Origin of the sequence: Neobacillus sp. OS1-2, from assembly GCF_030915505.1 — a bacterium.
Lineage (GTDB): Bacteria > Bacillota > Bacilli > Bacillales > Cytobacillaceae > Neobacillus.
On sequence record NZ_CP133265.1, the window covers coordinates 4,236,175 to 4,261,418 of the forward strand.

The 25,244-nt window shown below is 37.1% G+C and carries 27 protein-coding genes; 20 read left to right on the top strand and 7 right to left on the bottom strand.

Features of this window, described 5'->3' with window-relative positions; translation table 11 throughout:
• Positions 1 to 10: 10 nt before the first annotated feature.
• Positions 11 to 133, top strand: coding sequence for a hypothetical protein (locus RCG19_RS21095; protein ID WP_278187288.1), 123 nt, complete (start codon positions 11 to 13; stop codon positions 131 to 133).
• A 249-nt stretch (positions 134 to 382) separates the two neighbouring features.
• Here RCG19_RS21095 and RCG19_RS21100 read toward each other — a convergent pair whose 3' ends face one another.
• On the bottom strand, positions 383 to 670 hold the full coding sequence (locus RCG19_RS21100; protein ID WP_308111069.1) for a hypothetical protein: 288 nt from the start codon (positions 668 to 670) through the stop codon (positions 383 to 385).
• Positions 671 to 825: 155 nt separating this feature from the next.
• Here RCG19_RS21100 and RCG19_RS21105 point away from each other — a divergent pair, with 155 nt between their 5' ends.
• From RCG19_RS21105 to nhaC, 4 genes are all read left to right on the top strand, one after another.
• Positions 826 to 1,428, top strand: a complete 603-nt coding sequence (locus RCG19_RS21105; protein WP_308108755.1) for a TetR family transcriptional regulator — start codon at positions 826 to 828, stop codon at positions 1,426 to 1,428.
• A 228-nt stretch (positions 1,429 to 1,656) separates the two neighbouring features.
• On the top strand, positions 1,657 to 2,037 hold the full coding sequence (locus RCG19_RS21110; RefSeq protein WP_308108756.1) for a VOC family protein: 381 nt from the start codon (positions 1,657 to 1,659) through the stop codon (positions 2,035 to 2,037).
• Positions 2,038 to 2,164: 127 nt separating this feature from the next.
• Positions 2,165 to 3,397, top strand: a complete 1,233-nt coding sequence (locus tag RCG19_RS21115; RefSeq protein WP_308108757.1) for an MFS transporter — start codon at positions 2,165 to 2,167, stop codon at positions 3,395 to 3,397.
• Between the two features lie 524 nt (positions 3,398 to 3,921).
• The gene (nhaC, locus tag RCG19_RS21120) at positions 3,922 to 5,340 is read left to right on the top strand and encodes a Na+/H+ antiporter NhaC (protein ID WP_308108758.1); all 1,419 of its coding nucleotides are present in this window, start codon (positions 3,922 to 3,924) and stop codon (positions 5,338 to 5,340) included.
• Positions 5,341 to 5,953: 613 nt separating this feature from the next.
• Here nhaC and RCG19_RS21125 read toward each other — a convergent pair.
• Positions 5,954 to 6,415: a hypothetical protein gene (locus tag RCG19_RS21125; RefSeq protein ID WP_308108759.1), complete on the bottom strand. Its 462-nt coding sequence runs from the start codon at positions 6,413 to 6,415 to the stop codon at positions 5,954 to 5,956.
• A gap of 277 nt (positions 6,416 to 6,692) precedes the next feature.
• Entirely contained in the window at positions 6,693 to 7,184 is a 492-nt protein-coding gene (locus tag RCG19_RS21130; protein ID WP_308108760.1) for an RrF2 family transcriptional regulator, read from the bottom strand.
• A 181-nt stretch (positions 7,185 to 7,365) separates the two neighbouring features.
• Between RCG19_RS21130 and RCG19_RS21135 the strand changes: the two genes are divergently transcribed.
• Together RCG19_RS21135 and RCG19_RS21140 are read left to right on the top strand one after the other, a co-directional pair.
• Positions 7,366 to 7,815: a carboxymuconolactone decarboxylase family protein gene (locus RCG19_RS21135; RefSeq protein ID WP_374049564.1), complete on the top strand. Its 450-nt coding sequence runs from the start codon at positions 7,366 to 7,368 to the stop codon at positions 7,813 to 7,815.
• A gap of 164 nt (positions 7,816 to 7,979) precedes the next feature.
• Positions 7,980 to 8,828, top strand: a complete 849-nt coding sequence (locus RCG19_RS21140; RefSeq protein WP_308108762.1) for a sialate O-acetylesterase — start codon at positions 7,980 to 7,982, stop codon at positions 8,826 to 8,828.
• Positions 8,829 to 8,931: 103 nt separating this feature from the next.
• On the opposite strand, the gene RCG19_RS21145 is transcribed toward RCG19_RS21140, so the two are convergent.
• A complete protein-coding gene (locus tag RCG19_RS21145; protein WP_308108763.1) occupies positions 8,932 to 9,237 on the bottom strand; it encodes a DUF4870 domain-containing protein in 306 nt (101 codons plus the stop codon).
• A 210-nt stretch (positions 9,238 to 9,447) separates the two neighbouring features.
• Here RCG19_RS21145 and RCG19_RS21150 point away from each other — a divergent pair, with 210 nt between their 5' ends.
• From RCG19_RS21150 to RCG19_RS21185, 8 genes are all read left to right on the top strand, one after another.
• Positions 9,448 to 9,945, top strand: a complete 498-nt coding sequence (locus tag RCG19_RS21150; protein WP_308108764.1) for a P-loop nucleotide/nucleoside kinase family protein — start codon at positions 9,448 to 9,450, stop codon at positions 9,943 to 9,945.
• A 295-nt stretch (positions 9,946 to 10,240) separates the two neighbouring features.
• A complete protein-coding gene (locus RCG19_RS21155; protein ID WP_166245937.1) occupies positions 10,241 to 10,717 on the top strand; it encodes a PAS domain-containing protein in 477 nt (158 codons plus the stop codon).
• A 209-nt stretch (positions 10,718 to 10,926) separates the two neighbouring features.
• A complete protein-coding gene (locus RCG19_RS21160; protein ID WP_308108765.1) occupies positions 10,927 to 11,517 on the top strand; it encodes a molybdopterin-dependent oxidoreductase in 591 nt (196 codons plus the stop codon).
• Positions 11,518 to 11,807: 290 nt separating this feature from the next.
• On the top strand, positions 11,808 to 12,083 hold the full coding sequence (locus RCG19_RS21165) for a hypothetical protein (protein ID WP_308108766.1): 276 nt from the start codon (positions 11,808 to 11,810) through the stop codon (positions 12,081 to 12,083).
• Between the two features lie 126 nt (positions 12,084 to 12,209).
• Positions 12,210 to 13,172 (top strand): DUF3231 family protein, encoded by a 963-nt coding sequence (locus RCG19_RS21170; RefSeq protein ID WP_308108767.1) that lies wholly within the window; start codon positions 12,210 to 12,212, stop codon positions 13,170 to 13,172.
• Between the two features lie 258 nt (positions 13,173 to 13,430).
• Entirely contained in the window at positions 13,431 to 14,942 is a 1,512-nt protein-coding gene (locus RCG19_RS21175) for a spore germination protein (protein WP_308108768.1), read from the top strand.
• Positions 14,939 to 16,084: a Ger(x)C family spore germination protein gene (locus RCG19_RS21180; protein ID WP_308108769.1), complete on the top strand. Its 1,146-nt coding sequence runs from the start codon at positions 14,939 to 14,941 to the stop codon at positions 16,082 to 16,084. The genes RCG19_RS21175 and RCG19_RS21180 overlap by 4 nt, the downstream gene beginning before the upstream one ends.
• 64 nt (positions 16,085 to 16,148) lie before the next feature.
• Entirely contained in the window at positions 16,149 to 17,240 is a 1,092-nt protein-coding gene (locus RCG19_RS21185; RefSeq protein ID WP_308108770.1) for a GerAB/ArcD/ProY family transporter, read from the top strand.
• Between the two features lie 1,493 nt (positions 17,241 to 18,733).
• On the opposite strand, the gene sigJ is transcribed toward RCG19_RS21185, so the two are convergent.
• Positions 18,734 to 19,597 (bottom strand): RNA polymerase sigma factor SigJ, encoded by an 864-nt coding sequence (sigJ, locus tag RCG19_RS21190; protein ID WP_374049629.1) that lies wholly within the window; start codon positions 19,595 to 19,597, stop codon positions 18,734 to 18,736.
• A 523-nt stretch (positions 19,598 to 20,120) separates the two neighbouring features.
• Here sigJ and RCG19_RS21195 point away from each other — a divergent pair.
• The 4 genes from RCG19_RS21195 to RCG19_RS21210 all read left to right on the top strand — a co-directional run bounded on the left by RCG19_RS21195 (position 20,121) and on the right by RCG19_RS21210 (position 22,912).
• Complete coding sequence (locus RCG19_RS21195) at positions 20,121 to 20,600, top strand: carboxymuconolactone decarboxylase family protein (RefSeq protein ID WP_308108772.1); 480 nt, start codon at positions 20,121 to 20,123, stop codon at positions 20,598 to 20,600.
• Positions 20,601 to 20,879: 279 nt separating this feature from the next.
• Complete coding sequence (locus tag RCG19_RS21200) at positions 20,880 to 21,689, top strand: putative protein N(5)-glutamine methyltransferase (RefSeq protein WP_308111042.1); 810 nt, start codon at positions 20,880 to 20,882, stop codon at positions 21,687 to 21,689.
• Between the two features lie 79 nt (positions 21,690 to 21,768).
• The gene (locus RCG19_RS21205; RefSeq protein ID WP_308108773.1) at positions 21,769 to 22,275 is read left to right on the top strand and encodes a DinB family protein; all 507 of its coding nucleotides are present in this window, start codon (positions 21,769 to 21,771) and stop codon (positions 22,273 to 22,275) included.
• Between the two features lie 88 nt (positions 22,276 to 22,363).
• Positions 22,364 to 22,912: a GNAT family N-acetyltransferase gene (locus tag RCG19_RS21210; protein WP_308108774.1), complete on the top strand. Its 549-nt coding sequence runs from the start codon at positions 22,364 to 22,366 to the stop codon at positions 22,910 to 22,912.
• Positions 22,913 to 22,955: 43 nt separating this feature from the next.
• Here the strand turns inward: RCG19_RS21210 and RCG19_RS21215 are convergent, their stop codons facing one another.
• A complete protein-coding gene (locus RCG19_RS21215; protein ID WP_308108775.1) occupies positions 22,956 to 23,249 on the bottom strand; it encodes a hypothetical protein in 294 nt (97 codons plus the stop codon).
• Between the two features lie 219 nt (positions 23,250 to 23,468).
• Here RCG19_RS21215 and RCG19_RS21220 point away from each other — a divergent pair, with 219 nt between their 5' ends.
• A complete protein-coding gene (locus RCG19_RS21220) occupies positions 23,469 to 24,413 on the top strand; it encodes an aldo/keto reductase (protein ID WP_308108776.1) in 945 nt (314 codons plus the stop codon).
• 222 nt (positions 24,414 to 24,635) lie between these two features.
• Here RCG19_RS21220 and RCG19_RS21225 read toward each other — a convergent pair whose 3' ends face one another.
• A complete protein-coding gene (locus RCG19_RS21225) occupies positions 24,636 to 25,175 on the bottom strand; it encodes a TetR/AcrR family transcriptional regulator (RefSeq protein WP_308108777.1) in 540 nt (179 codons plus the stop codon).
• Positions 25,176 to 25,244: the final 69 nt, after the last annotated feature.

The following is a 25,244-nucleotide window of genomic DNA, read 5'->3' on the forward strand; positions in this document are numbered from 1 at the left end:
TGGTGAAAACATGTCTAAAAAGAAGAATAAGCAAATAAGGAATAATCCAGCAATGCCTGCAACAGATGTAGAATTCGCGCATGATGGGCTTGAACGAGTAGCATTACAGGCACAAGAAAAAAAGAAAAAGTAACATCAGCGGGGATGGAAAAATCCTGAACGCCAATGGAAATCCATCCATTGGCGTGCTTTTTGGCCGGATTTTTGTCATCCTGAAACCGAAGCCATTTTTCCTCTGCTTTTTATCACTTCGAATGATTTTCCGAGCATCTTGCCCCCAAGTGAATCAAATACGACATCTATTATTTCATTTTTCCTGTCTTGTAAGGAAAAAAACTGTTCCAAAAAGGAACAGTTAAGTCGTAAAGGTTATTTTGCTGTTTTAAAAAGAGTTTTTCCCTTTGTTGTAAACAAATCTTTCCCATTTAGCGAGCAATTTGTTTCCATTTTCGCCACGTTCTATTTTGGAGATGTGATTTTTATGAAATGCTGCTACTCGTTTATTGTGCTTATTATGCCAATTAGTAGTGTTTTTGTGAAGTTGTGAAACACGTTCAGGGTGTTGTTTATGCCAAACAGAGGGTTGATGGCTCAAATCTTTAGGAAGGCCAAACGTGACAGTGATCCTTCGAACCATTATTCGATGCCAACGTGAAATACATTTTAACATGTTTTCTTATCCTCCTTCTATCCTTAAATAAAATCAACTTTAACACATATAGGGTTTTATTTGTATTTTACTCTAACATATATAGGGATGTGTTTCAAGATAAATCTATATATGTTAAACTATTCTAAGACGAGCGGTTTAAGGAGAGAAAGAAGATGGCACTTAATAAGGATATAATTGTGGAGGAAGCATTAGAATTACTGAATGAAAAAGGCTTAGAGAGTGTAAGTTTGCGCGAATTAGCGAAGAGACTTGGTGTCAAAACACCAACATTATATTGGCATGTTAAGAATAAAGCCAGTTTACTCAATGAATTATCAGAACGAATCTTACGAACAAAATTTTCCGGAATAAGGCAACGAACCCTTGACGAATCTTGGCAGGAGTGGCTTATATGCCTATTTAATGAGCTTCGTAGTGCTATGCTATCATACACAGATGGAGCGCGTGTTGTCGCAGGATCACACTTTTCCTTAACCATGTCTAACGTGATGGAGGTAGCAATACGGACGTTACTTACAGCAGGAGTGAGCTTACGAAAATCACGGTTAATTGTCTTGACAGCACAACACTTCACCATTGGACATGTAATTGAAGAACAAACTCTCCCTGACTCAAGTTTAAGTCAGAATTTCGATATGGAACAGTTCACCAAAGACCATCCCACTATAGTGGCTGGTATTGAAGAGTATTTCAATTCGGGTCGTACGGCAGATGACCTTTTTAATGACGGGTTGAGACTCATTGTTAAGGAGTAAATTTGGATTAATCATCTTTCAAATACCGCTATTGCTAAAACGGAATGTAGCTCGAAGTATATCCCTTCAGAACATCTACCGGAGCTTATTGTAAGTGATTGGAAACAAGATTATTTATACGGACTGCAAAGCCTATGCCTTGAATTAATGATTAATGGCTAATATTATTTAATGCATGAGCCAAAAAAATCTTCAAGTTATGGTTAGATAAAAAGGAGTGAATAGGAATTGAAAATCGAGCATGTGGCTATCTGGGTCAATGATTTGGAAGGCATGAGGGATTTTTATGAAACATATTTTCATTGTAAGTCAAACACTAAATATCATAATAAGGAAAAGAAGTTTGAATCTTACTTTCTAACTTTTGAGTCAGGTGTCCGATTAGAGATTATGCGCAAAGACGGGGTAAACCAGCATGGCAATGGTGTGCATTTGGGATGGGCACATATTGCGATCTCTCTGGGGAGCAGGGAATCCGTTAATCAACTAACAGAGAGATTAAAAAATGAAGGTTACCCTCTTATTAACGGTCCTCGTGTTACTGGAGACGGGTATTACGAGAGTGTTATTGAAGACCCTGAAGGAAATCTTATTGAGTTAACTGTTTAGTGAAATAGGTATACCAATGAATTTTAAAACCTAAACATAGTTTTATTTTGTTACTTATTAAATACATTTAATAAGTCATTTTTATCGGAATGAATCATTAAATACATTCATAAAAGGAGGTTTGAACGTGACAGCAATCCTTTTAGTCATCATTTATTTGGCTTTTATTAGCTTAGGTTTACCTGATTCATTGTTGGGGGCAGCTTGGCCCGTCATGCAATCGGACTTAGGGGCGCCACTTGAAACAGCCGGATTCCTTTTTATGACCATTGCAGGTGGTACCATCATCTCCAGTTTATTTAGTGGGAAATTACTGAAACGGTTCGGAACGGGCAATGTCACCTTTGTCAGCGTCTTAATGACTGCTGGTGCATTACTAGGGTTTTATTTTGCTCCATCGGTCGTTTGGTTTGTGATATGTGCGATCCCGCTTGGATTAGGGGCAGGAGCTGTTGATACAGGATTAAACGATTATGTGGCTATCAACTATAAGGCACATCATATGAGTTGGTTACATTGCTTTTGGGGGGTCGGAGCTACTCTTGGTCCTATTATTATGGCTCAGTTTATTATGGGAGAGAACGCTTGGAGAAGTGGGTATTTTGTTATTTCCGGTCTCCAGTTTGCTTTAGTCATTCTTCTTCTCTTCACTTTGCCTTTATGGAACAGAGTGACAAAAAGCCATATTACCGTAAAAGGAGTGGCTAAAGAGACAAATGAAGTTATACATGTTGAAGAGGAGAAGGATCTAAAACCTTTACAAATTAAAGGGGTGAAATTGGCTCTTACATCTTTCTTGTTTTATTGTGGAGTTGAAGCAACTCTAGGACTCTGGGGAAGTAGTTTCTTGGTAAATGTTAAAGGGGTAAGTGCCGCAACTGCTGCCGGTTGGGTTTCCTTGTATTACGCGGGAATAACAGTAGGTCGATTTCTTACAGGCTTTATTACGTTTAAAATGACGAACCGTACACTGATTCGTGGAGGCCAAGTCATGGCATTATTTGGTGCCATTATTCTAATCTTACCATTACCAGCTATTTTCTCACTTATTGGTTTTATTATTGTTGGGGTAGGATTAGCACCCATTTTTCCGTGTATGTTACATGAGACGCCCACACGTTTTGGAAAAAAACACTCTCAGACCATAATGGGTTATCAAATGGCGGTTGCTTATACAGGCACGACATTCTTGCCTCCCCTCCTAGGCTTCATTGCGTCTCATTCAACCATTGGAATCTTCCCGATGTATCTACTAACTTTTGTTGCAGTGATGCTACTAAGCTCTGAAAAGTTAAACAGTTTACTGAAAATGAAGATTTTAGGAAAGAGGAACGACTCAAGTTCGAATGTAATGTCATGATATTAAAGCGATATTTTTTACACTTCATAAAACAATGCTGCAAATGCCGCCAAAGCTAGTATTGGCTGAATAATTAAATCCCAATTTTTCATCACTGAGAGATTGGGATTTTTAATGTTGGAATCTGTGTTTAGCTGGAGGTAGACCCCCAATTGTAGAAAATACTTTTAGAATTGAATGGCAAAAGGCGTAAAAAAAAACCAAAAAAATTATTGTAGACATAATAAAAAAACCAGTGTATAGTATTCACATAAACGCTTTAACACTTAAAAGCGTTTTAGTAGAAAAGTAAATAGGGTGCCTACAGTAACAGTAGAATTGTCATGAGCAGCAAAAAGAGACCAGGTGGAGGCTGAAAATCTGGGCAGTGACAAATTGAAGTACAGCTGTCTTGAACGGCCATATGTTTTGAGTGGGTAAGGAATAATCCTTGCCAAATAGGGTGGTACCGCGGAGTCCTTTCGTCCCTAATAGACGAAGGGGCTTTTTTGCGTTTATTTTTATCATTTATAGGAGGATAATGTATGGTTCATAATCAAAAGGTACTCGAAATTAAACCAATTGAAGCGGCATTTATTACTGCACTTTTAATGGGGATGGTTGGTTATCTTATTATTGGTATGAAAGTCGTTCCGCATATTGCGATTATCGCAGGGATTTCCCTGTTACTAGGATATGGTGCAGTAAAAAAAGTCAGCTTTAGAGATCTAGAAGTAGCGATGGCGGATGGAGCGAAATCCGGAATTGCTGCCGTGATGATATTCTTTTTTATTGGGATACTGATAAGCAGCTGGATGGCGAGTGGTACCATTCCGACATTTATCTATTTGGCGGTTGAGTTAGTTTCGGGAAAATTCTACTATGCTATTGTTTTTGTGGTAACAGCTATAATTGGCTTAAGTATTGGAAGTTCCCTAACAACAGCTGCGACCTTGGGTGTGGCTTTTGTTGGAGCAAGCTCGGCACTAGGTATCTCGCCCGTGATTACGGCTGGAGCAGTTGTTTCAGGCGCATTCTTTGGCGATAAAATGTCACCTTTATCGGATACGACTAACCTTGCGTCTAGTGTGGCTGGGGCAGACTTATTTGATCATATAAAAAATATGGCATGGACAACGATCCCGGCATTCATCCTATCATTCATCATTTATCTCTTTCTTTCACCAGGGGAAACAGATCAGAGGATTAACCAAATGGGGGTCATTAAAGAAGCGCTAAATGATCTGAACCTTGTTCATTGGTACTCTGTTGTGCCATTCATCATCCTTTCTGTACTGGCGGCTAAAAAGGTTTCGGCCATTGCTACGCTGGCTGCTAGTACATTGTCTGCGCTTTTAATTTCATTTTTTATAAATGGCGGAGTGGATGGTAAAGGAATGTTCGATTTACTCTACTCTGGTTATGTATCAGAGAGTGGTATAAAAGAAGTGGATTCCATGCTTTCACGTGGTGGAATGGAAAGTATGATGTTCAGTATTTCAGTAATCCTGCTTGCTTTAAGCATGGGTGGTTTGCTCTTCCGCCTTGGGATTATTCCGGCACTCATATCACTATTACAAGGATTATTAACTCGTGTTCCCTTATTAATTAGTTCGACAGCTGGAATGGCTATTGCGGTTAACTTTATCCTGGGGGAGCAATATCTGTCGATCCTTTTACCTGGAAATGCCTTTAAAGAGCATTTCAAAAAAGCAGGTTTGGAACCGAAGCATTTATCACGTGTGTTAGAGGATGCGGGTACGGTTGTGAATCCACTCGTACCATGGAGTGTGTGTGGGGTATTTTTATCTTCAGTGCTTGGAGTATCCGTTACAGAATACTTTCCTTTTGCGCTATTCTGCTTATTTTCACCATTGATTACCATTTTTTATGGCTTTACTGGCATTACACTTCCTAAAAACAAACAAGTTGCACGTTCTATTCATCCAATTTCAAAGGAATGATTGCGGATTTAGTAGATTTTCATTCCCTTGCTGCAGATACGTTCATCCGGAACATTGCCATATGGATGAACTTGTTCAGAATTTCATTTTCAATTGATGGGAAATAGTGAGGTAAAATATCATAATGGGTTCCGTTTTCTATTGCAAAACGTCAATTTGTAAGGTTAGAGAGAGTAAAAAACATTAGAAATAGCGAGGGTTTATATCCTTTGTTATTTTTGTTTTAATTGCTAATTCTTTGGATTGCGAATAACGATGTTGCAAACCATTTTCGCCTTATCGTATCGATTTTGTGTAGGTATGAGAATTCATAGACGGAGAATTTCCGGCTATTGTATAAAGAGGCAGCTTAAGAAGCAGATATAAGTGGAGTTATTCCGGTTAACAGCTCTTAATAAGACAAAATCCTAAGATTTGGATAATATAATCGGAAAAACTTCCCTTATTCTTAAGGAAATATAGGTATTTCCCAATTTAGCTGGAAATTTTCCGTTAACTTTCCATACACAGTGAAGTATCATTAACTCTTACCCCCTATAGTTTAAGTAGAAACTTTCACAATGTCCTCCACAAATTAAATAAAATTGCCCTTTAGTGAAGGATCTGTTCGATTCTATGTTTTTACTAATTCCTTCTCTTTAACAAAATGAAATCCATAAAGTAGAAGCGCTAACATCATTAAAACATACATTAACTGGATTTTTTTCATTCGCACCAGTGATGCAACCCCAAATTTTTTAAGGATAGGTTCTCCAACATATGTAAAAGCTAAATGCGCGATTAAATTCAACCCCATATATCCTATAAAATTGCCATAAGTTAATTTCATAATCCAAAACGAACCGGCAAAGAATGTACCCCAAGTAAAAGGAAACGAAGCCAAAACGGAGGGGTGTTTTTTTCCGTACCAGAACCACCATCTCCTCTTTTTCGCAATAAATTGAACCACTGTCACAATAATTGATATAAAAAGGGATGTGGGGAGAAATCGTTTAACGGATTTTTTGCCTGCAAAAGCAAGGGAAAACCATGAGAGAACCGTCATCAATATCAAAAATGGTTTCACATATTTCATAATAACTACCTCTACTAACTGTCTTTAGGGTTTAATTTACCCAGTTTAAGGGACTTTATTAAAAGTATAAATGAATAATCCATTTTTCGTCCCATTTCAGTTTTGAAAGGGCATTTGTGAACTATGTTATGAGAAATTCACTTAAACAAACCACCCAGGTTTGTTCCGGATTGGTTGTAACTATCAATAGAAAATTGAACGATTCACGTTTTCCTTAAAAGTACCAAAAAACCTCTCTAAATTCCTGCTATTATCGGAATTTCACGAGAGGTTTGTTTTATTTGTTGCTCTTCGAAAAATAGTTCTGGGTATCTTCACGTATTTGTTTTGGTAAGACACGATCAAGTTCTTCATTTAACCATGAAAGTGTTTTACTCCGTAAGTCATCACGCATTTTTTCTTCCGCAGAGAGCATAACTAAATTGATGGTGCAAAAGGAGGGAGCTTTACAGCAACCATCTCTATATAAATAACCATTATCTTTAATATTTTTACATTGAAAAATAGGCTTAGCACCTTCAATGGCTTCAATTACATCCCAAAAGGAAATATCTTCTGGGGACTTAGATAACCTGTATCCGCCTTTTACACCAGGGACAGAACTTACAATGCCAGCTTTTGATAATTTACCGAAGACTTTTGAAAGAAATGTCTCAGAGAGTCCTTGAAATTCAGCCAAATCCTTTATCCCAACACTTTCCTTATAAGGAAGATCAATTAAATAAACCAGACAATGTAATGCATATTCAACTCCGACACTATACTGCATGTAAACTCACCTGCTTTGATTTTAAAGCTTTCTTATTGTATCTTAGGGGTATTTAGAGTGTTAGTCAATTGAAACAAATCAATTTTAGGTCAATCCTATTCAGTTGACAAACATAATTAAAGCTCATATTATAGATAATGTTAATCGCCGATTAAATCAGTCTCTAATTATATAGGAGGTAATGACATTGGAAAATAAAATAGACTATTACAACTTAGCACCTGATGCCATGAAAATTATGATGGATATGGAGAAATACACGAAATCAACAGGTATAGACCGTAAACTTCGGGAATTGATAAAAATTCGCGCTTCACAAATTAACGGATGTGCATTTTGTTTGAATATGCATACAGCAGATGCTCGGAAAATGGGTGAAACAGAACAAAGAATATACTGTGTCAGTGCATGGGAAGAGTGTGAATTCTATACAGAAGCAGAAAAAGTAGCTTTGGAGTTGACCGAGCATGTGACATTAATCCCGACAAAACGTGTACCAGATGTGCTTTATAAACGAGTGCGTGAACATTATGACGAGAAACAGTATGTTGACCTTGTTCTAATCATTAATCAAATTAATAATTGGAATAGAATTTCTATTGCAATGGGGAATACAGCAACCGAAAAATAATGACTCTCAGCGAACAGCTACTAGTGTTCGTTTCAGATTGTAGCAAAAAGGCATCCATATGAACCAGTTTGGATGCCTTTTCTTTTATGCTTATATAGAGCATAAAATTGACTTTAAATATAAAGTATAATGAATCTATGTAAACAAAGAAGGAAGGTTTTTCTATGAAATCTATACTAGTAATCGGACAATCAAACATGGCTGGCAGAGGATTTATGGAGGAGGTATCGCCAATTTATAATGAGCACATACATATGTTGCGGAATGGAAGATGGCAAATGATGGCAGAGCCAATTAATTTTGACCGTCATGTATCTGGTGTTGGGCCGGCGGCCTCTTTTGCTCAGGCTTGGACGGATGATAATCCGGGCGAGTTCATTGGGGTCATACCATGTGCCGAAGGAGGAAGCTCTATTGATGAATGGGCAATTGATGGTCTATTAACCAGACATGCGATTTCTGAAGCAAAATTCGCTATGGAAACAAGTGAAATAGTGGGGATTCTGTGGCATCAAGGAGAAAGCGACAGTTACGGAGAACGTTATAAGACATATGAAAATAAATTACTCTCATTATTTAAACATTTGAGAGAAGAATTAAATGCACCGGATATCCCGATTATTATTGGCGAGTTGGGGCATTATCTTGGAGAAGTAGGATTTGGAAAAAGTGCTGTAGAATATAAACAAATAAACCAGATTTTATCTAAAGTGGCTCATTCCGAAAAAAATTGTTATTTTGTAACATCAAAAGGCTTAACTGCAAATCCAGATGGAATACATATTGATGCTATTTCCCAAAGGAAATTTGGATTAAGATACTATGAAGCTTTTTCAAAACAAAAACATGTTTTAGATAGTTTAGACGTAGAACATGAATGGGTTGAAAAGGCAGCAAAACGTGAACTAACTAAAAATGAACGGATTTTTGTTCAAAGTACGAAGTTTGCCTTAGGACAATTGAGTTTTGAGGAGTTTTCTCTTACGATCTCCAAGATTAATGAAAGTAAGTAAAGGAAAATTGGTACCCAATTGTAGGAGCATATAAAAAAGACGCCTTCTTTCTAAAGAAAAGCGCTCGTTTAAGAAGATCGTTATTACATTCGTTTAGATTGAATCAAAACCATGATCCAATAATGGGATATCGAAAAGGACGGTCATTAACTGCTTTAACAATTCCAACAATCGGAGCGATTATCGCAATGAGTCCAAAAATAATGAGGAATGGAATCCCGATTAATAGCCAAGAAAAAACAGCAGACACTGAAATTAAAATACCGATTACAATATGAAAGACCAAAGCCTGTAAGGATAAGCTTTTAATTTCTCGATCTGAACTGATTAAATATGTGATAATGGGAACTAGGATAGGTGCAAACCAAGTACTAGCATGAATCAATATTTTGAAACCCTTATTTTCCATATAAAATTACTCCTTTTTGTATCATAATATTTAACAAACCTTCATTCCTTAATCATTATAAAGTTTTGGTTAGAATATTTCATCAGTCTCTGAACTAAATCGGTATACGACTTTGGTCGTAGTCCAAAGCAAAACAACTAACCTTGGTTGTAAATGATCGTTTTACAAAGTGGGGCAACAACCACTAAAATTAGCTTGGGGGCAAAAAAGATGAAACAAGCGGGGACGCTATACTTTTTCTGTGGAAAAATGGGAGCAGGAAAATCAACCAAATCAAAACAGTTGGCAAAAGATAAACATGCGGTACTGTTATCTGAGGATGAATGGCTTTCATCTCTTTATCCCAATCAGATCACATCATTTGAGGAATATCTAAAATTCTCAGCACAGCTAAAGCCGTTGGTGAAAAAGCATGTCCAAAACCTATTAAGTGTCGGTGCAGATGTAGTGATGGATTTTCCCGCTAACACTCATAAACTACGAAAATGGTTTTTGGATTTGGTATCAGAAGTTAATGCAAGCCATCAACTAATTTACCTTAATCTAACTAACGAGCAATGCTTACATCAAATTGCCCAAAGGCGTAACGCACAACCAGAAAGAGCAGCTTTTGACACGGAAGCGGTGTTTGTTCATGTTACTAAATTTTTTGAAGCACCAGAAGCATCCGAGGGAATCACTATTTTAGAGTTTAGCGGAAAAGAATAAACGAGAGCTCAGTGTATAGTGTAACTTTTGTTCTGAGAGGTATTAATGATATAAAATGAACTATTTGCAAAACATGTACTCAAAAAATTTTACAAAAAGATGACGTGAATCGGATTAAAGGAGCCATGACACATATTGTTGAATGACGGAAGGATGGAAACCCTGTAGTACCACTGTTCACAATATTGTGCGTTTTATACGAATTGGCTAAACTGAAAAAAGGTTATAATAGTTGAGGGCGATTTTTTGCTCACTACTAGTTGTATGATTTTATACTCACAAAGGAGTTTTATATATGCCTGAAGAAAAATTGTCAGATTTAATTAGTCCTGAAGCTGTGATAAATTTTGAAACTGGGGCAATTAAAGCAAGCACATTGGATTCAATCATTAATCTTTTGCCATTTGAGATGGGCTTTTGCGATGCTAATGATATTTTCCGCTGGTATTCAAATAATCCAAACCGCGTGCATGGTCGCCGCAAAGAAGCGATTGGTCGTCCAGTGCTTGAGCTTCACCCAAAAGTGGCTCACCACGTTGAGAAATTGTTGAATGACTTCCGTTCAGGAACACGCGACGAATGGGAATTTTGGTTCCCAAAACGGCATGGTGAAGTGGGTCAAATTTACCAAAAATTCATGGCAGTACGTGATGAGAACGGAAAATACCTTGGCTGTATGGATGTGACCGTTAATATCGACCTTTTCAAAGGAAAAGAAGGCAAAAATACCCCTGATACAATTGAGGAATTTATTGCTATTAATCCTAAATAATTAATAATTACCATTCTCATTCGAGAAACTGTAAAAACACATTGAATTCTCCAATTCAATGTGTTTTTTCTATAGAATAGACTTTTGTACACGTTGCCATTTAAGAAGTAGGGACGGATCTGACTACAGTATGCCTTCCTTATTTTGAAGCATACTATTCTAAGCACTGCAATTTACTAACGTTTAAGATAAAAAAGGGATGGTGTAAGATGAAAAAGCAGCTTCCACCTGGCCAATTCGAAACAGAAAAATGGCCGATACTGTTCAAAGGGGATGTTCCCGAGTTTAATGAAAGCACATGGAATTTCAGACTATTTGGTGAGGTGAAGGAAGAAAGGTCCTTATCCTATAAAGAAATCATGGAGCTACCAAAAACCATATCAAGCGTTAACATGCATTGTGTTACCACCTGGTCCAAATTTGATACAACCTTTGAAGGAATTGCACTTAGAGAGTTATTGAAATTTGTTGAAATGAATGAAGGTGCAAAATACATTAAAATCTACGGGTACTACAATAGGGACAGATTTGGTTATTCTGCGAACCTGCCCCTAGAGCCTTTATTAGGGGACGATTCATTGTTTGTATACCGGTGGAAGGATAAACATCATGATTGGCAGGATATTGATCCAAAACATGGTTATCCACTTAGGTACATTCCACCAGAAGTATTTTATCTATGGAAAGGCTCAAAGTGGGTGTCAGGAATTGAGTTTATGAAAGAAGACAAGGCTGGTTTTTGGGAAGAGTTTGGCTATTCGATGACAGCAAATCCATTTAAAGAAGAGCGGTACCGTTAATACAGTCCACGAAATACTTTGATACTTTGCTTGTAATCAGCAAGGCCATTTTTTAAGTAATGGTGCAGGTTAATTGAAGAAAAGTGGGCAGAAGTTGAAAGAAAACAACTCACTTTGTTCACAAACAGGTGCAATCATGTAAATTGAGCGATACTTTGGGGATCGCTTTTTTTATTCGCTGCTGGACAGACTAGTTGAATAAATTATATAGGAGAAAAGATATACAAGTTATTCGAATATAGGTTAAGTAAGGAAGATTTTGCAAATCATCAGTAGAAGGAGGATTTGAAATGAAATTTACTATTCGAATTTTCTTCAGGGAAAACTTTAATCCTTCACTATTTGAAAGAGAGCTACAAAAATCCTTTGAGGAAATTAGTGTATCTATTACAAATATTAATTTTAATCAATTTGAAGAAAAATACATACATAATAAAAGAAATATTATCGAGATAAATGTTGAAGCTAAAGGGGACTATATTGATTACAGAACCGTTTTTGGATGTGTATTTTTAGTAGTAGATGAACTTTCTTTAAAGTTATCTGGATTAGATATAAATGAATAATAGGCTTCCCAACTAAAGTCACAGTGATGGATAACCTCTGGGTTGTTAATCATCCCATGGTTAGAATAATTACCACTATTTTTGTCATTCTAATAAGTGAAAATAAATAATAAAGGAGCCTATTATATGAACGTAAATGAGTTCGGCTTTCTTTGGTATCTACAATCAAGTTCAAATATGGTTAATATTATTTTGAAAAATCTTATCGACACGGCTGAGGACCAAGATTTGAGAGGTGTTCTCGATGAAATCTATTCATTATCTACATTTCAAGAAAAAGAGGCTACAAAGATATTAAATGATAGCGGTTATAATGAAACGCCGTTTTTCAGCGAAGTGGATTTATCTAACTCCTCAGTAAAGCTTTTTACCGATCCATTAATCATTGAAGTTCATAAGCATATTACCGGAAATGGGATGCGGATCCTCGCTTCTCAATATGCAGAACTAACGGATATGAATGTAAAGAAATTCTTTAGTGAAGTCCTTATTAAGCTTATTCAAATTGATGAATCGCTTCTAGGTTTATTAAAAGAAAAGAACTTGTTACAAAACAGCCCATTTTTATACATGAAAGCACATGAACGAGAGAGTAAACTGTTTAAGGTTGTATCTACACAATTGAGACCACTTAATGCAGTAGAATTGGTACACATGTGCAGTCCACTTCAATGCAATAATGTTGGTGTTGCTTTATGCACTGCATTTGCTGATGTTGTAAAAGATGATGAGTCAAAGCGACTATTTAATGAGGGCAAGAAATTAGCATTTCATCAAGCTGCCACTTTATCGGATATTTTAAGGGAAAACGGTGTTAGTACTACAACTGGACTAGAGAGCTTCGTTCATAAAGTCCATGAATCTCCATTTTCAGATAAGTTAATGACAAATCTAATAATGTATTTAAATCCCATTGGAATCATAAATTTACAAAACGCTGCTGTATCTAGTTATAAGAGGAATCATGTCAAAATACTACATGAATTAATAGAACAGGTTCAAAGTTTTTCAGAAAAAGGGTTTAAACTATTGGTTAAAAAAGGTTGGTTTAATGAACCACCAGTAACTAGTAAGTCAATTAAATATTAATAAACGGAATCCAATAGTGTAAATAATTGGCTGGACAGCTATTTCTGTAAACCCCCAAATTTATATGGCCTTTACTGGGAACATCCGGTAAATAGATATTCTAGATTAGAAATGCATATGTGGATCAAGAGCATACCATCAATGGACCAAAGATCTTTCCATAATAGTGGAGAGGTTTTTTTAGTGCTTCACGAAAAAGTATATTTGTTCAAATTTGGGAATTACTAATCATATATGGTTACGAAGGTTGGGCATATAATGGGACAGTTTGCGAAATCAGATGGACGAAAAAAACTAAATACCAATGATAGTAAATCTACTGAAAATAACAGTCAAACTATTGGAAAAAGTATTCTTGAGAATGAGCAAATGTTTAAAAGCCTGTTTCTTCATAGTTCAGATATTATGTATCGTGAAATTACGATTCATGATCAAACGAAGCTTTTAATGATTTATGTTGACGGTATGGTTAATACGGATATGATTATTTCGAACATCCTAGAACCATTAATGTACAAAGGACTGCCCCAAGGTTTAGGGTCGATAGAGAGTGTTATTGAGATGTTTGAACAGGAGCGTTTTTCTGTTCTCCAAACAAAGAAGGTTTCCAACATAGAGGAAATATCTGACCATATTTTAAAGGGAAATCTTGCAATTTTAGTCGACGGAGAACATTTTGCTTTACTTGCAGATGTTAAAAAGATTGAGACTCGAAGTATAAGTGAGTCTGCCATCGAGCCTGTCCTTCGGGGATCAAGAGAAAGTTTTACCGAGAATCTGCGAACCAATACTACAATGATGCGCAGGATATTAGCCACTCCAAAGTTGAAAATCGAATCCCTGAAAATTGGAAAACTGACGAAGACGGACGTAGCCGTTGTCTATATTGAAGGAATTGTCGCACCACCTGTTCTCAATGAAGTTCTTAAAAGACTAAAATGCATACAAACAAATGGAATTCTTGAATCGGGCATTATCGAACAATACCTTGAGGAAGCACCATTTTCTCCCTTTCCACAAATTTTAAATAGTGAGCGTCCGGACGTTGCTGCAGCAAGTTTGCTTGAAGGAAGGGTCGCCATCTTAACCAATGGAACACCCTTTTCCCTTATCGTTCCAATGACGTTTTGGTCTGGATTACAGGCACCAGACGATTATCATCAACGGTTTTTGTTTGTCGCCATGATTCGATGGGTTCGCTATATTTTTACCATTCTCTCAGTTTTTCTACCGTGTATTTATATAGCGTTAACCAACTTTCATCCAGAGATGGTTCCTCCAGAACTGATGTTGAATATTGCATCACTGAGAGAAAGTGCACCATTTCCAACAGTGATTGAAGTCTTATTGATGGAGTTTATGTTTGAAGGCTTACAGGAAGCTGGGCTCCGCTTGCCAAAACAAATTGGTCCTCTTGTTAGCATTGTTGGGGCGTTGGTAATTGGAGAAGCAGCCGTTAGTGCCGGAATTATCTCAGCACCGGTTGTTATTGTCGTTGCGACAGGTGGAATCGCTTCGTTTATTATTCCTCGATATAGTTTCAGCTTCCCTTTAAGGATGCTTAGGTTCCCTTTAATCATACTCTCGGGAATATTAGGTATATTTGGAATAGCAATTGGAATTAGCGCTATTCTCATCCACCTCCTGCATCTTCAATCATTTGGGACACCTTATCTTAGTCCGGTGGCTCCGCTTAAAATGCGCGGATTGAAGGATGTGCTGTTACGATGGCCGCAGAAAATGGTTAAAAAAGAGGGGGACCAATTATGAAGAGCACAGCCATAATTTTTTTTCAATTGCTCATTCCTCTATTAATGACAACTGGATGTTGGAACCTCAAGGAACCTGATCAACTCGCTTTTGTTGGTGGGAATGGTCTTGACTTAACGGAAGATGGAAAATTAGAAGCAAGTGCACTTTTGGTGACACCTTCGGGGGTTGGAGGTGGACAAAGTGGTGGCGATAAGAAAGGGAGCTTCCATGTGATGAATGCGACCGGAAAAAATGTTTCCGACGCATTGGCTAACATGCAGACCATGATATCTCGGGTTGTGTTTGCCGGACATCGCGATATTTTCCTTGTCGGACAAAAATTGGCAGAGAAAGGAATGGGAGATACCATCGACCCGTTCATGCGTAGTGCTCAATCCGATATGCGTGCAATGATATATGTGGTGAAAAACGGTCGACCCAAAGACGTCTTTTCTAGTAAGCCTTTTTTTGATCCTTTTATTACAACAACACTTTCAGATGAACAAGAAGCAATAGGTTTGAAACCCTACTTAGCCCGTGAATTTGTAGTGGATGTTTTGAGTGATGGAACCCAACCTTTATTACCGGCTGTAAGTTTAAATCCGTCCAAGCAATATAGTTATAGCGGAACTGCTATCCTAAACAAAGATGATGGGGTAAAATTGGTGGGATTTTTGGATAAAAAAGAATCTACTTATGCCCTGTGGATTGCAGACAGAATATCCAGTTTTATTCTCACTACTTTCGTACCTGAAGGGGATGGAAATATTAGTTTAACGATAGATACAATTGGTCGACGTATCAAAGCAAAGCAGATCGAAGAACGGATCCAAATTGATGTCCATCTCATTGGAGAAGGAGCGATTATCGAAAACAATACCAACCTAGATCCATCAAAACGAGAGGATCTTTTACTCATACAAGAGAAAGTTAATCAAAAAACTAAGAAATCAATAGAACAGCTCGTCAAAAAAGTTCAGGAAGAATACCAAATGGACATCTTTGGGTTTGGTGAAACTGTTCATCAGCAATACCCTAGACAGTGGAAAAAGATAAAGCAAAACTGGCCCAAGACCTTTCCCACGGTAGATGTATTGGTAAAAGTAGAGCTTCAGTGCAATGATTCGGGCCTAGCCAATTCGTCATTAAATAGGCGTTGAAATTTTATTAATGCTGCTAATTATCCAAGGTGCAGATTATCGATAAGGGGGGTGGCAAAGACCTATGAAGCTTTCAGAAACACAGCTGGTTTGGGTTATTGCAACGACTGAGATCATTGCGATGATTGGATTAAAAATCACACCAACGATACAAATAGCGAAGCAAGATGCGTGGCTTTCCATGTTGGTTGGAGGTATCATTGGCTTAGCTATTACCTTTCTTGCCGTGAAACTAAGCATGCTCCACCCTCATCAAACCTTGGTCCAATACAGCCAGGAACTGTTGGGCAAATGGTTAGGGAGATTGATTGTTCTCCCTTTTTTACTTGCCTGGTTTATCCTGCCCGCGATTTTACTGCGTTCTTTTGCAGACTTTATTCATCTTGTCCTACTTAACAGAACACCAGTATGGTTGATCATACTCCTCTTTATTGGATTAATGACTTATTTAACTTATTCCTCGGGAATTATGGGAATCGGCCGTTATTGCGAACTAGTGGGGCCCAGTATAATTATAACGTTGTTCATTAGCTTTTTGTTAAATGTCCGAAACATAAAATGGCATCATATCTTACCTATCTATTTTGATTCCGGGGAGATAAACATTTTAAAAGGATCTATTGCTCCTGCTTTTTGGTTCTCAGGTCCGTTCGTTTTATTGGTTATCATCTCATTTATACAGTCTCCAAAAAAAGTACTGGCCAAATCTATGCTAGGTGTGGGCATTACCGTTTTTATGGTTTGTTCTTCGACACTTATGGTGCTGCTGGTTTTTGGTCCTAATTTAGCAGCCAAATTAAAATTTTCTTATTTTGTGTCTGTTAGAACCATTGATATATTAAGTTTCATTCAAAATGCCGATGTGTTTATTATGTTTATCTGGGTCTTTGGAGTGATCGCCCAATCATCCCTTTATATTTTTATTGCATGTTATGAAACGGCAAATTGTTTGAAGGTAAAAGATTGGCGAAAAATCATTTGGTTCGGCATACCCATGATTTTTATCACGGCAATAGTAATTCCGGATGAGACGGCTATTACACTATTCGATAAATATTGGACAGCTGTGGTATACCCTCTATGCGGTATCTTGATACCGCTATTCTTATTGATCATTTCTTACTTTAAAAAGAAAGAAAGGGTTAAGTCCATTTAAACTTACTCTTACAACTGGACTAGATATATCAAAGTAAAAGCATCTGACTAGCTAAAGTACGTATACCTGCACTAGAGGGAACGGTTCTTGTTCAACTAATGGAGTGGATAATCTGTTAATAAGGAGGTAAAAATAAGGTAAATAAGTGGCTTAAAAGGGGCTATTACTATGTCAAGGAAAAATCAGATGTTGCTAAATATTTCGATGATTATCGTTTCATGGCTTATTTACCCGTTATTAGGACGGAGAACTCTCAAGAGATTTTTACCAGCCAGTATTCTTTCTATACTATTAACTAGTTTAGACCTTCAAATTGGCAAACGACGAAAATGGTGGATCTTTTATAATAATCCCCGTTCCTCTATTCGAAATGAAATCCCTTTTCTTATAGGTCCCATGCAGTTAATGGCTTTATGTACATTAAAATGGTCATATGGGAATTTTAAAAAATTTCTTTTGTTAAATGCGATAGTAGGGATTACTTTTACATTTCCTTTAACGTGGCTTTTCACTAAATTAAAATTGTATAAATTAGAAAAAATAAATAACCTTCAATTCTTTTTGTATTTTTATTATAAAGCTTTTTTCTTGTATGGATTTCAATATTTGATTGAAAAAAATTTGAGACGTATTATTAAGTAAGACATTCCTTCAACTAGGGTAGCGGCTTTATATTTTGAAGTGATTGGGTTGCAATTTATACCTAAATAAAGCAATCTTTGGTTTTAATATAGGGTTCCGGTATCGGGTGCATTCTTAATAAATGACATAAGAATTGACGTATGAATTGGCATACGTCTTTTTCCGTATTTATCAAGGTTTCTACGAATATCATTAACTTTGACCTAGCAATTGACCTCATTAATATAATGGACAATAAGTATTGTACAATTAAAAAAGAGGGTCAAAACTTCTGTCATTTACAGTGTCATTTCGAATACAAATTTTTTAATGATGCTGATTCCTGCTTCTAGGATCAAGAGGATCAGGTTAAGCACCGAACTGATAAATAGACGGAGGATTTCCGGTTAATTAGAAATTATTATTAAAAAAGGCTTAATAGACGGAGAGATTCCGTCTATCGATTCAAAGAATGCAAAATTAGGAGGTTTTTCCTTGCATAAGCGGAAAATCTCCCTTTATTTACCCCAAAATAGGCTCCATTCTGCATTTAACGGGAAGACCTCCGCTTATTTTACTTCGGCTTGTTAGGCGATTAAGGACATCTTATTCAAGAAAACGTCATTTTAATGCCTAACAGTGAAGTTTTATATACCACCACTAGTAATCCAAAAATCTATGTTAGTCCTTGCATAAATAAAAATATAACCAGTGATTTACGGGACATCATGTAGTGCGATTTGTTGTTAGCACAGAAAGCGATCTTGCAAACTCCAAAGTTACAGATTTATGGTCACATCTATCTTCGAGATCTTCTAGATTGATTCATACAAAATAGACCCGTAAGATGAGAATCCGAAAGCTAAATTGTTTTATATTCTTACATGTTTCAGCTTGTCTGGGTTCCGGACAATATATATATTGCGAATCATATTCTTTTCGACATGAATCATCCCCACGGTATGAATACCTTCGTTTGAACGAAGAATAAGCGCGGGTTGACCGTTAATTTGGCTGATTTCAATATGCGATACTCCCTCCACCATTGATGCGCGACGAACTGGGCCAAATAGAAACTCGGCAACATTATCTCGTGTTTCAATTGGTTCAACAGCAGCTGTTACTTTGCCGCCACCGTCTGAGACCAGTACAACATTATGATCAAGCATAGAAATGACCTGATTCAGGTTCCCATTTTTGAGTCCTATGATAAAATCATGAACTAAATCTTGAGAAACAGCTTCCAAATGAACTTCCTCTTCAGCATCGATCCCCATTTTTGCTTTTGCACGGCTGAATATTTTACGGCAATTCGCTTCGCTTTTTTGTATGATTTCTGCTATCTCTTGATATTCAAAGCTAAGTGCTTCACGAAGGACAAAAACGACCCGTTCCGTTGGTGTAAGCTTTTCAAGTAGCACAAGTATTCCATAAGACAATTCATCTTCACGGATAACTGAGTCCATTGAATCCTCCTGAGAATTAGACAAGGGTTCAGGAAGCCATTCTCCAAAATATTGTTCTCTCTTCTTGCGCGCTGATTTTTGTAAATCATGACAACGATTCGTTACCATTTTACAAAGATACGCTTTAGGTTCAGCCAACTTCTCCGGGGGAACTTCATATAATTTTATAAACACGTCATGGACAACATCTTCCGCATCTGAAACCGATCCTGTCAATTGGTATGCGAGTTTAAATAGTAGCCTTTTATATTTTTTGTACATCTCTTGCATTTTTCCACTTCCATTCTTTTCTAATAAATTCATAGCATACCCAACATATTAAACGAGCTTAGGAGCAATTTTGTGACAAAAGTATATTTTTTTTTCGAATAAATTTTTACTATATATACCTTTTCCAAATAGATTCCAAAAATGTATAACGTAAAAATAAGATAAAAAAACGTTAACCTGATATTCAAAAGAGAGAGCATTTTTCTAAACTCTTTTAATTGAGCATCTTGTCACAGAATGAATCACTTAGTCGTTATATGAGTGTAGATGGAGAAATAAAGGTAGCAGTGTTACATAAGATTAGCTGCTTCCATAAGAACTACTAATACTTCATCTGAATGAAACAATGTGTATTAATAAAGGGGGAATCGTTATTAATTTAAAGGCAAATGCAGGTAAAGATGATGCAGATTAGGTACTTTCATTTCGCTAATCTTTACTGGTCGATCTTCTAGTTGTGGATTTACAGTTACATGTTTATATGATGTTTACAATTAATAACGAAAAGAGAGGTATTCAAATCATGACTGAACGTATTAATTATATGAAAGAATCACCAGAATTTTTTAAGAAGTTGATGGAACTTAGCATGCAAGAGAAGGAAAGTACAATTGAAGAATCAATCCGTCATTTAGTTCACATCAGAGCTTCACAAATGAATGGATGTGGCTTTTGCTTTGATATGCATGTTAAAGAAGCTAAAATGCATGGTGAGAGAGAGCTTCGTCTCTACCACATTGCAATTTGGCGTGAATCAACGCTATTTAGTCCACGTGAGCGTGCAGCATTAGCATGGACAGAAATCTTGACAAAAATACCTGAGCATGGTGTACCTGATGACATGTATGACCGTGTTCGTGGTCAGTTTTCAGAAAAGGAATTATCAGATCTTACATTCTCAATTATGGGAATTAATGCTTGGAACCGAATTAATGTTGCTTTCAAAACGGTACCAGGATCAGCTGATAAAGCGTATGGATTAACAAAAGCTGGCCTAAGCTAAGCGATATATGAACCAAATGTGAAATGGATCACAGAAAAGCCCATATCTTTAACGATATGGGTTTTCATTTTTTCTGATATTCATATCTATTTTTTCACACATCTTAAGTACCTTTGTTTTTATGGGGGATTGGCAGCATAAGATAAAAAGTGCAGCTTTCAACGTTTTTGTTTGCTGTTCCTATATAGTAGGGACATGTTTGTTAAAGAAGGAAATTTCTTTTAGTTCTAGAATATAGATGGTAAACAACCTTAAATTTTTCGAAAGTGGTGAGGATTCATAGGACAAAACAGTACATTCTTTTTAGATAATAAGACGGAAAAAAGCATAATTGACCGACTACATTGCGAGGGTTGTGTTTTTGCTGAAGTAGAAACGCAGTTACTTATCTCACAGGCTAGCAGCATCGAGAATTTGATGAACATGGTAGAAATACGAGCCAGTGGCGTACCACTTGAATACGTCCTTGGATTTACAACGTTTTGTGGGTTGCGGATTGAAGTAGAACGGGGAGTTTTTGTTCCGCGTAAACGTACCGAGTTTCTGGTCCAGCAGGCAGAAGCGTTGACCCACATGTCTGATATTGTTGTTGATTTATGTTGTGGATCTGGTGCTGTCGGTGCTGCGCTAGCAACCAGCTCAAGTAAGATTCGACTACACTCCGTTGACATTGATCCTGTCGCAGTAAAATGTTCTTCTGGCAACATAACGAACCTAGGTGGTCACGTTTATCAAGGAGACTTGTATCATGCATTACCCCATACATTAAAAGGTCATGTGAACATAATAGTGGCAAACGCACCGTATGTTCCTACTGATGCAATAAATTTACTTCCCCAGGAGGCCCGCTTATTCGAACCCAAAGTAGCACTTGATGGGGGAAAGGATGGACTAGACCTTCAGCGAAAGGTTGCGGAGGAGGCTCCCAAATGGCTTACCTCTGGAGGGTATCTATTGGTGGAGACGAGTAAAATGCAGGCAGCTCAAACCTATGAAATTTTTGCTAATGCTGGATTAACGACTAAAATAGCAAGAAATGAAGAATGGGATGCAACAGTCGTTATTGGAAAAAATGAAGGCAAAGTGTAATTATCTTTGTTGGTTAAAAGGAGCAAGAGTTAAAGAACGGGGATTGCTTCTCAGATCCTTATGATAAAGGAGAATATCATTGAGTGATAATAACCTACTAAGTAGATTTAAAAGTGATCTTGACCATTATTCATTGAAACAGCTTAGAACGATCTCGGAAGAGGGAGTTTGGTCTATTGGACAGATGTATGACCATTTACTGGTTGTTGCCCATGAATATCTTGATAATATGGAAACATGTACGACATTAATGGAGGAGCAACCCCTTGGGAAGACCCCATTTGGTGAGCAATTATTTAAGAACAGTGGGTTTCCGCCTATCAAAGTAAGATTACCGGATGAACTCAATTCGACACCAAATAATTCAGACAGCAGGGAAAACCTACTAACCAGAATGGATCAATTAATACAAAGATGGAGTCATTGGGAAACTAAAGTGGATTCTATAAACCCAAATCATAAAGTTGAACATGGCGGATTCGGCTGGTTGAATGCAAAAGAGTGGTATAAGTTGGTTGAAATGCATTTTCGTCATCATCTCCGTCAAAAGGATGAATTGGAAAGGAAAGTTTCAAATTATAGCTGAAACTTGTATGATAAATTGAATGCCCTTATTTACCTATGGAAGGCAAGAAGTGAAGGGTGGCATTAATGGTTTGGGAGTGTAGAAAATAATGAAGCAACAGTTATTTCATTCATTAGCAGGAAAACATATCGCCTTTAAGGAACTAAGCACAGCTGATACAAAAGAAATCCATAACTATGCATCAGATATAGAAGTATCACGTTTTATTGGCTGGAGTCTAATGAACAGTTTGGACGATACGAAAAAACACATTGAAAGGATGATAAACCGGGAGGCAGCAGGTACACATTTATATGCATCCATTGTTCAAAAATCAACGCAGGAAATTGTCGGGACAGCGATGATCTTCCATTTTGATCATGAAGCAAACCAAGCTGAAATCGGCTATGTTTTTCACCGTGACCATTGGGGCAAAGGCTATGGTACGGAGTGTGTGGCATTGATAAGTGATTATGCATTTGAAACCCTTAACCTACATAAACTCCATGCAAGCGTGGTGGATGCAAATGTTGGCTCTGCAAGGATTCTCGAAAAGAATGGCTATGAAGTAGAAGGAGAATTAAGGGACCACTATTTCATTGATGAAACCTATTATAACGCACTACTTTTCGGGAAAATTCAAACAAAAAAAGAGTAAGCGTCAAAATGGGAAAGGAGGATAATTCTTTCCCATTGCCTTTTTACTTTTTTACGCCATCTGGGTAATTTCTCACATAATGTTTGTCGCCAATATGATTAAAATCCTCAATGGTTTTTTCTAATTCCACGAAAAGGATCCGTTTTACCTCACGCATACTTCGATAAAAAGTATGTTCTTTATTCCCATTTGGTTTTATCCCAGCTAGTGAGTTTGAAGATACGATCCTTCGATGCTCATCCACTAATTTATCAATGGCTTCGAGCACATGCTGCGTATATTTTACTATTTCTTTGTGTTCCGTTTGTTCTTGAAGCTGTTTTATTTGTTTTTCCATTTCGTGTCCCCCCTTCGGTCTCTTAGTAATAAAAGTATCTTCCCCAGATAGCTCATAAATTAGTGCTAAAACCAAGGAGGAAACGGGTTAAATAAATTTTACCAATCCCTCCATTATTAATTAAAAACGGTTATAGAAAATAAATAAAAGCATTACTTTTGTTTTCTCTTCTAAAAGTTTGTTATCATCAAATTAGTAAAATAAGGGAGCTGAAAATGAATGACCAAACATACTCGAATAGGGAAAACCGATTTAGTTGTTAATCCGATTGGTCTTGGAACGAATGCCGTTGGAGGACATAATCTTTTTCCAAACTTAGATGAAGAAGCAGGCAGGGAATTGGTCCGAACAGGTCTAACACATGGGATCAATTTTCTAGACACGGCGTATGTTTATGGTCTGGGGAGATCGGAAGAAATCATTGGGGAAGTTGTGAAAGAAAGGGGAAATCGTTCAGAAATTGTCATTGCATCCAAAGCAGCACATCAAGTAAATGGTCATGATATGATCTTAGATAACTCACCTGCTTTTTTAAAACAAGCCGTCGAAGAGAGTTTAAAACGGCTTCAAACGGATTACATAGATCTATTTTATATTCATTTTCCTGACCAAGATACACCCAAAGATGAAGCGGTTGGTGCGTTGAAGCAATTGAAAGATGAAGGGAAGATTAGAGCCATCGGTGTGTCAAATTTCTCCCTTCAGCAATTAAAAGAAGCCAACAAAGATGGCTATGTGGATGTCTACCAAGGGGAATACAACCTGATAAGCCGCGGTGCAGAGAAAGAGTTATTTCCCTACGTTACCGAACAGCAAATTTCTTTTGTGCCATTTTATCCCTTAGCTTCTGGGTTATTAACAGGTAAATATAAGCAAGAAACGGAAATTAGTGAAAAAAATCGAAAAAGACCGCAATTTCAAGCAGGTGTTTTCGAAAAAAACTTAGAAAAGATTGAGCGAGTTCGTCAAATTGCAGCCACTAAGGGTTCGGAAGTTTCCCAAGTGATTCTTGCTTGGTATCTGTCCCGTCCATGTATCGACGTCATTATTCCTGGTGCAAAGCGTGCTGACCAAGTACTCCACAATCTAAAAACCTTACAGCTTCAATTAACTGCTGGAGAGATCCAAGAAATTGAGCAGATATTCTCTATACAAGGAAAATAGAATTTCGCGATCCACACGTATATGGAAAGAAGTATCTTAAGTCATGAAAATAGGTAAAAACCATCCCCATGGCAATATAGCTTTAATGGGCGCGATGATCTAAAATTATCGCGCCTATTTCACGTTCGTGCCAGGTAAAGTGCAACTGTTTTAAAAAAGTTTACTATCAGGGATGTGAATGTGAAAGAAGAACACGATTATCGGGCAGTATCGTTAATAAACCTATAGTAGTTTGTTAGCAATTAGCCCCCATACATCTTCAAAAGTCTCCTTATAAAACTCATTATCCCATCTGTCTGCAAAATATGGATTATGGAAATATACAAAGGCCGTCAGTAAAGCTTGGCCCATTTTTTTTACTCCACTAATGGATTCCACTTTTAGTGCTAATTTTTCTAAGTGCTCCTTAACGAGAATTTGAGTACTTTCAAGGTAATCCGTATATAAGCGAAACATCCGTTCATCATCATGATAAAGCCTTTTCTTTGTAGAAGCCAAAAGCCAAAGCCATTCGTGAAGCGCTTCAGCAGAACTAATACCTTTTGGGGCTTCCCATTCTACTAATTCCTTGGAAGTAGTCTCTAACCACCTCAGTGCAAGTTGCTGCAACAAATCCTCTTTATTTTTATAATGCTTATAAAATGCAGCATGAGTAACACCGAGTTCTTTTGCAATATCAGAGAGGGTCGTTTTTTGTACTCCTTTTCGCATAATCATTCCTTCCGTAACGGCGAAGATCTTCTCTTTTGAAAGAATAGCCATTTTAAACACTCCTAGTGATTTCTATGCCTTATTATAAATGATCCATCACAAAGTTACAAATCGTTGACA

Excerpts from the sequence above, each read along its gene's own strand:
- RCG19_RS21215 (WP_308108775.1), bottom strand. The coding sequence starts at position 23,249 with ATGGAAAAACAAATAAAACAGCTTCAAGAACAAACGGAACACAAAGAA.
- RCG19_RS21145 (WP_308108763.1), bottom strand. The coding sequence starts at position 9,237 with ATGGAAAATAAGGGTTTCAAAATATTGATTCATGCTAGTACTTGGTTT.
- RCG19_RS21165 (WP_308108766.1), top strand. The coding sequence starts at position 11,808 with ATGAAATTTACTATTCGAATTTTCTTCAGGGAAAACTTTAATCCTTCA.
- RCG19_RS21160 (WP_308108765.1), top strand. The coding sequence starts at position 10,927 with ATGAAAAAGCAGCTTCCACCTGGCCAATTCGAAACAGAAAAATGGCCG.
- RCG19_RS21140 (WP_308108762.1), top strand. The coding sequence starts at position 7,980 with ATGAAATCTATACTAGTAATCGGACAATCAAACATGGCTGGCAGAGGA.
- RCG19_RS21170 (WP_308108767.1), top strand. The coding sequence starts at position 12,210 with ATGAACGTAAATGAGTTCGGCTTTCTTTGGTATCTACAATCAAGTTCA.
- RCG19_RS21130 (WP_308108760.1), bottom strand. The coding sequence starts at position 7,184 with ATGCAGTATAGTGTCGGAGTTGAATATGCATTACATTGTCTGGTTTAT.
- RCG19_RS21105 (WP_308108755.1), top strand. The coding sequence starts at position 826 with ATGGCACTTAATAAGGATATAATTGTGGAGGAAGCATTAGAATTACTG.
- RCG19_RS21135 (WP_374049564.1), top strand. The coding sequence starts at position 7,366 with ATGACATTGGAAAATAAAATAGACTATTACAACTTAGCACCTGATGCC.
- RCG19_RS21210 (WP_308108774.1), top strand. The coding sequence starts at position 22,364 with ATGAAGCAACAGTTATTTCATTCATTAGCAGGAAAACATATCGCCTTT.
- RCG19_RS21195 (WP_308108772.1), top strand. The coding sequence starts at position 20,121 with ATGACTGAACGTATTAATTATATGAAAGAATCACCAGAATTTTTTAAG.
- RCG19_RS21220 (WP_308108776.1), top strand. The coding sequence starts at position 23,469 with ATGACCAAACATACTCGAATAGGGAAAACCGATTTAGTTGTTAATCCG.
- RCG19_RS21175 (WP_308108768.1), top strand. The coding sequence starts at position 13,431 with ATGGGACAGTTTGCGAAATCAGATGGACGAAAAAAACTAAATACCAAT.
- RCG19_RS21155 (WP_166245937.1), top strand. The coding sequence starts at position 10,241 with ATGCCTGAAGAAAAATTGTCAGATTTAATTAGTCCTGAAGCTGTGATA.
- nhaC (WP_308108758.1), top strand. The coding sequence starts at position 3,922 with ATGGTTCATAATCAAAAGGTACTCGAAATTAAACCAATTGAAGCGGCA.
- sigJ (WP_374049629.1), bottom strand. The coding sequence starts at position 19,597 with ATGCAAGAGATGTACAAAAAATATAAAAGGCTACTATTTAAACTCGCA.
- RCG19_RS21100 (WP_308111069.1), bottom strand. The coding sequence starts at position 670 with ATGTTAAAATGTATTTCACGTTGGCATCGAATAATGGTTCGAAGGATC.
- RCG19_RS21125 (WP_308108759.1), bottom strand. The coding sequence starts at position 6,415 with ATGAAATATGTGAAACCATTTTTGATATTGATGACGGTTCTCTCATGG.
- RCG19_RS21150 (WP_308108764.1), top strand. The coding sequence starts at position 9,448 with ATGAAACAAGCGGGGACGCTATACTTTTTCTGTGGAAAAATGGGAGCA.
- RCG19_RS21180 (WP_308108769.1), top strand. The coding sequence starts at position 14,939 with ATGAAGAGCACAGCCATAATTTTTTTTCAATTGCTCATTCCTCTATTA.
- RCG19_RS21185 (WP_308108770.1), top strand. The coding sequence starts at position 16,149 with ATGAAGCTTTCAGAAACACAGCTGGTTTGGGTTATTGCAACGACTGAG.
- RCG19_RS21225 (WP_308108777.1), bottom strand. The coding sequence starts at position 25,175 with ATGGCTATTCTTTCAAAAGAGAAGATCTTCGCCGTTACGGAAGGAATG.
- RCG19_RS21095 (WP_278187288.1), top strand. The coding sequence starts at position 11 with ATGTCTAAAAAGAAGAATAAGCAAATAAGGAATAATCCAGCAATGCCT.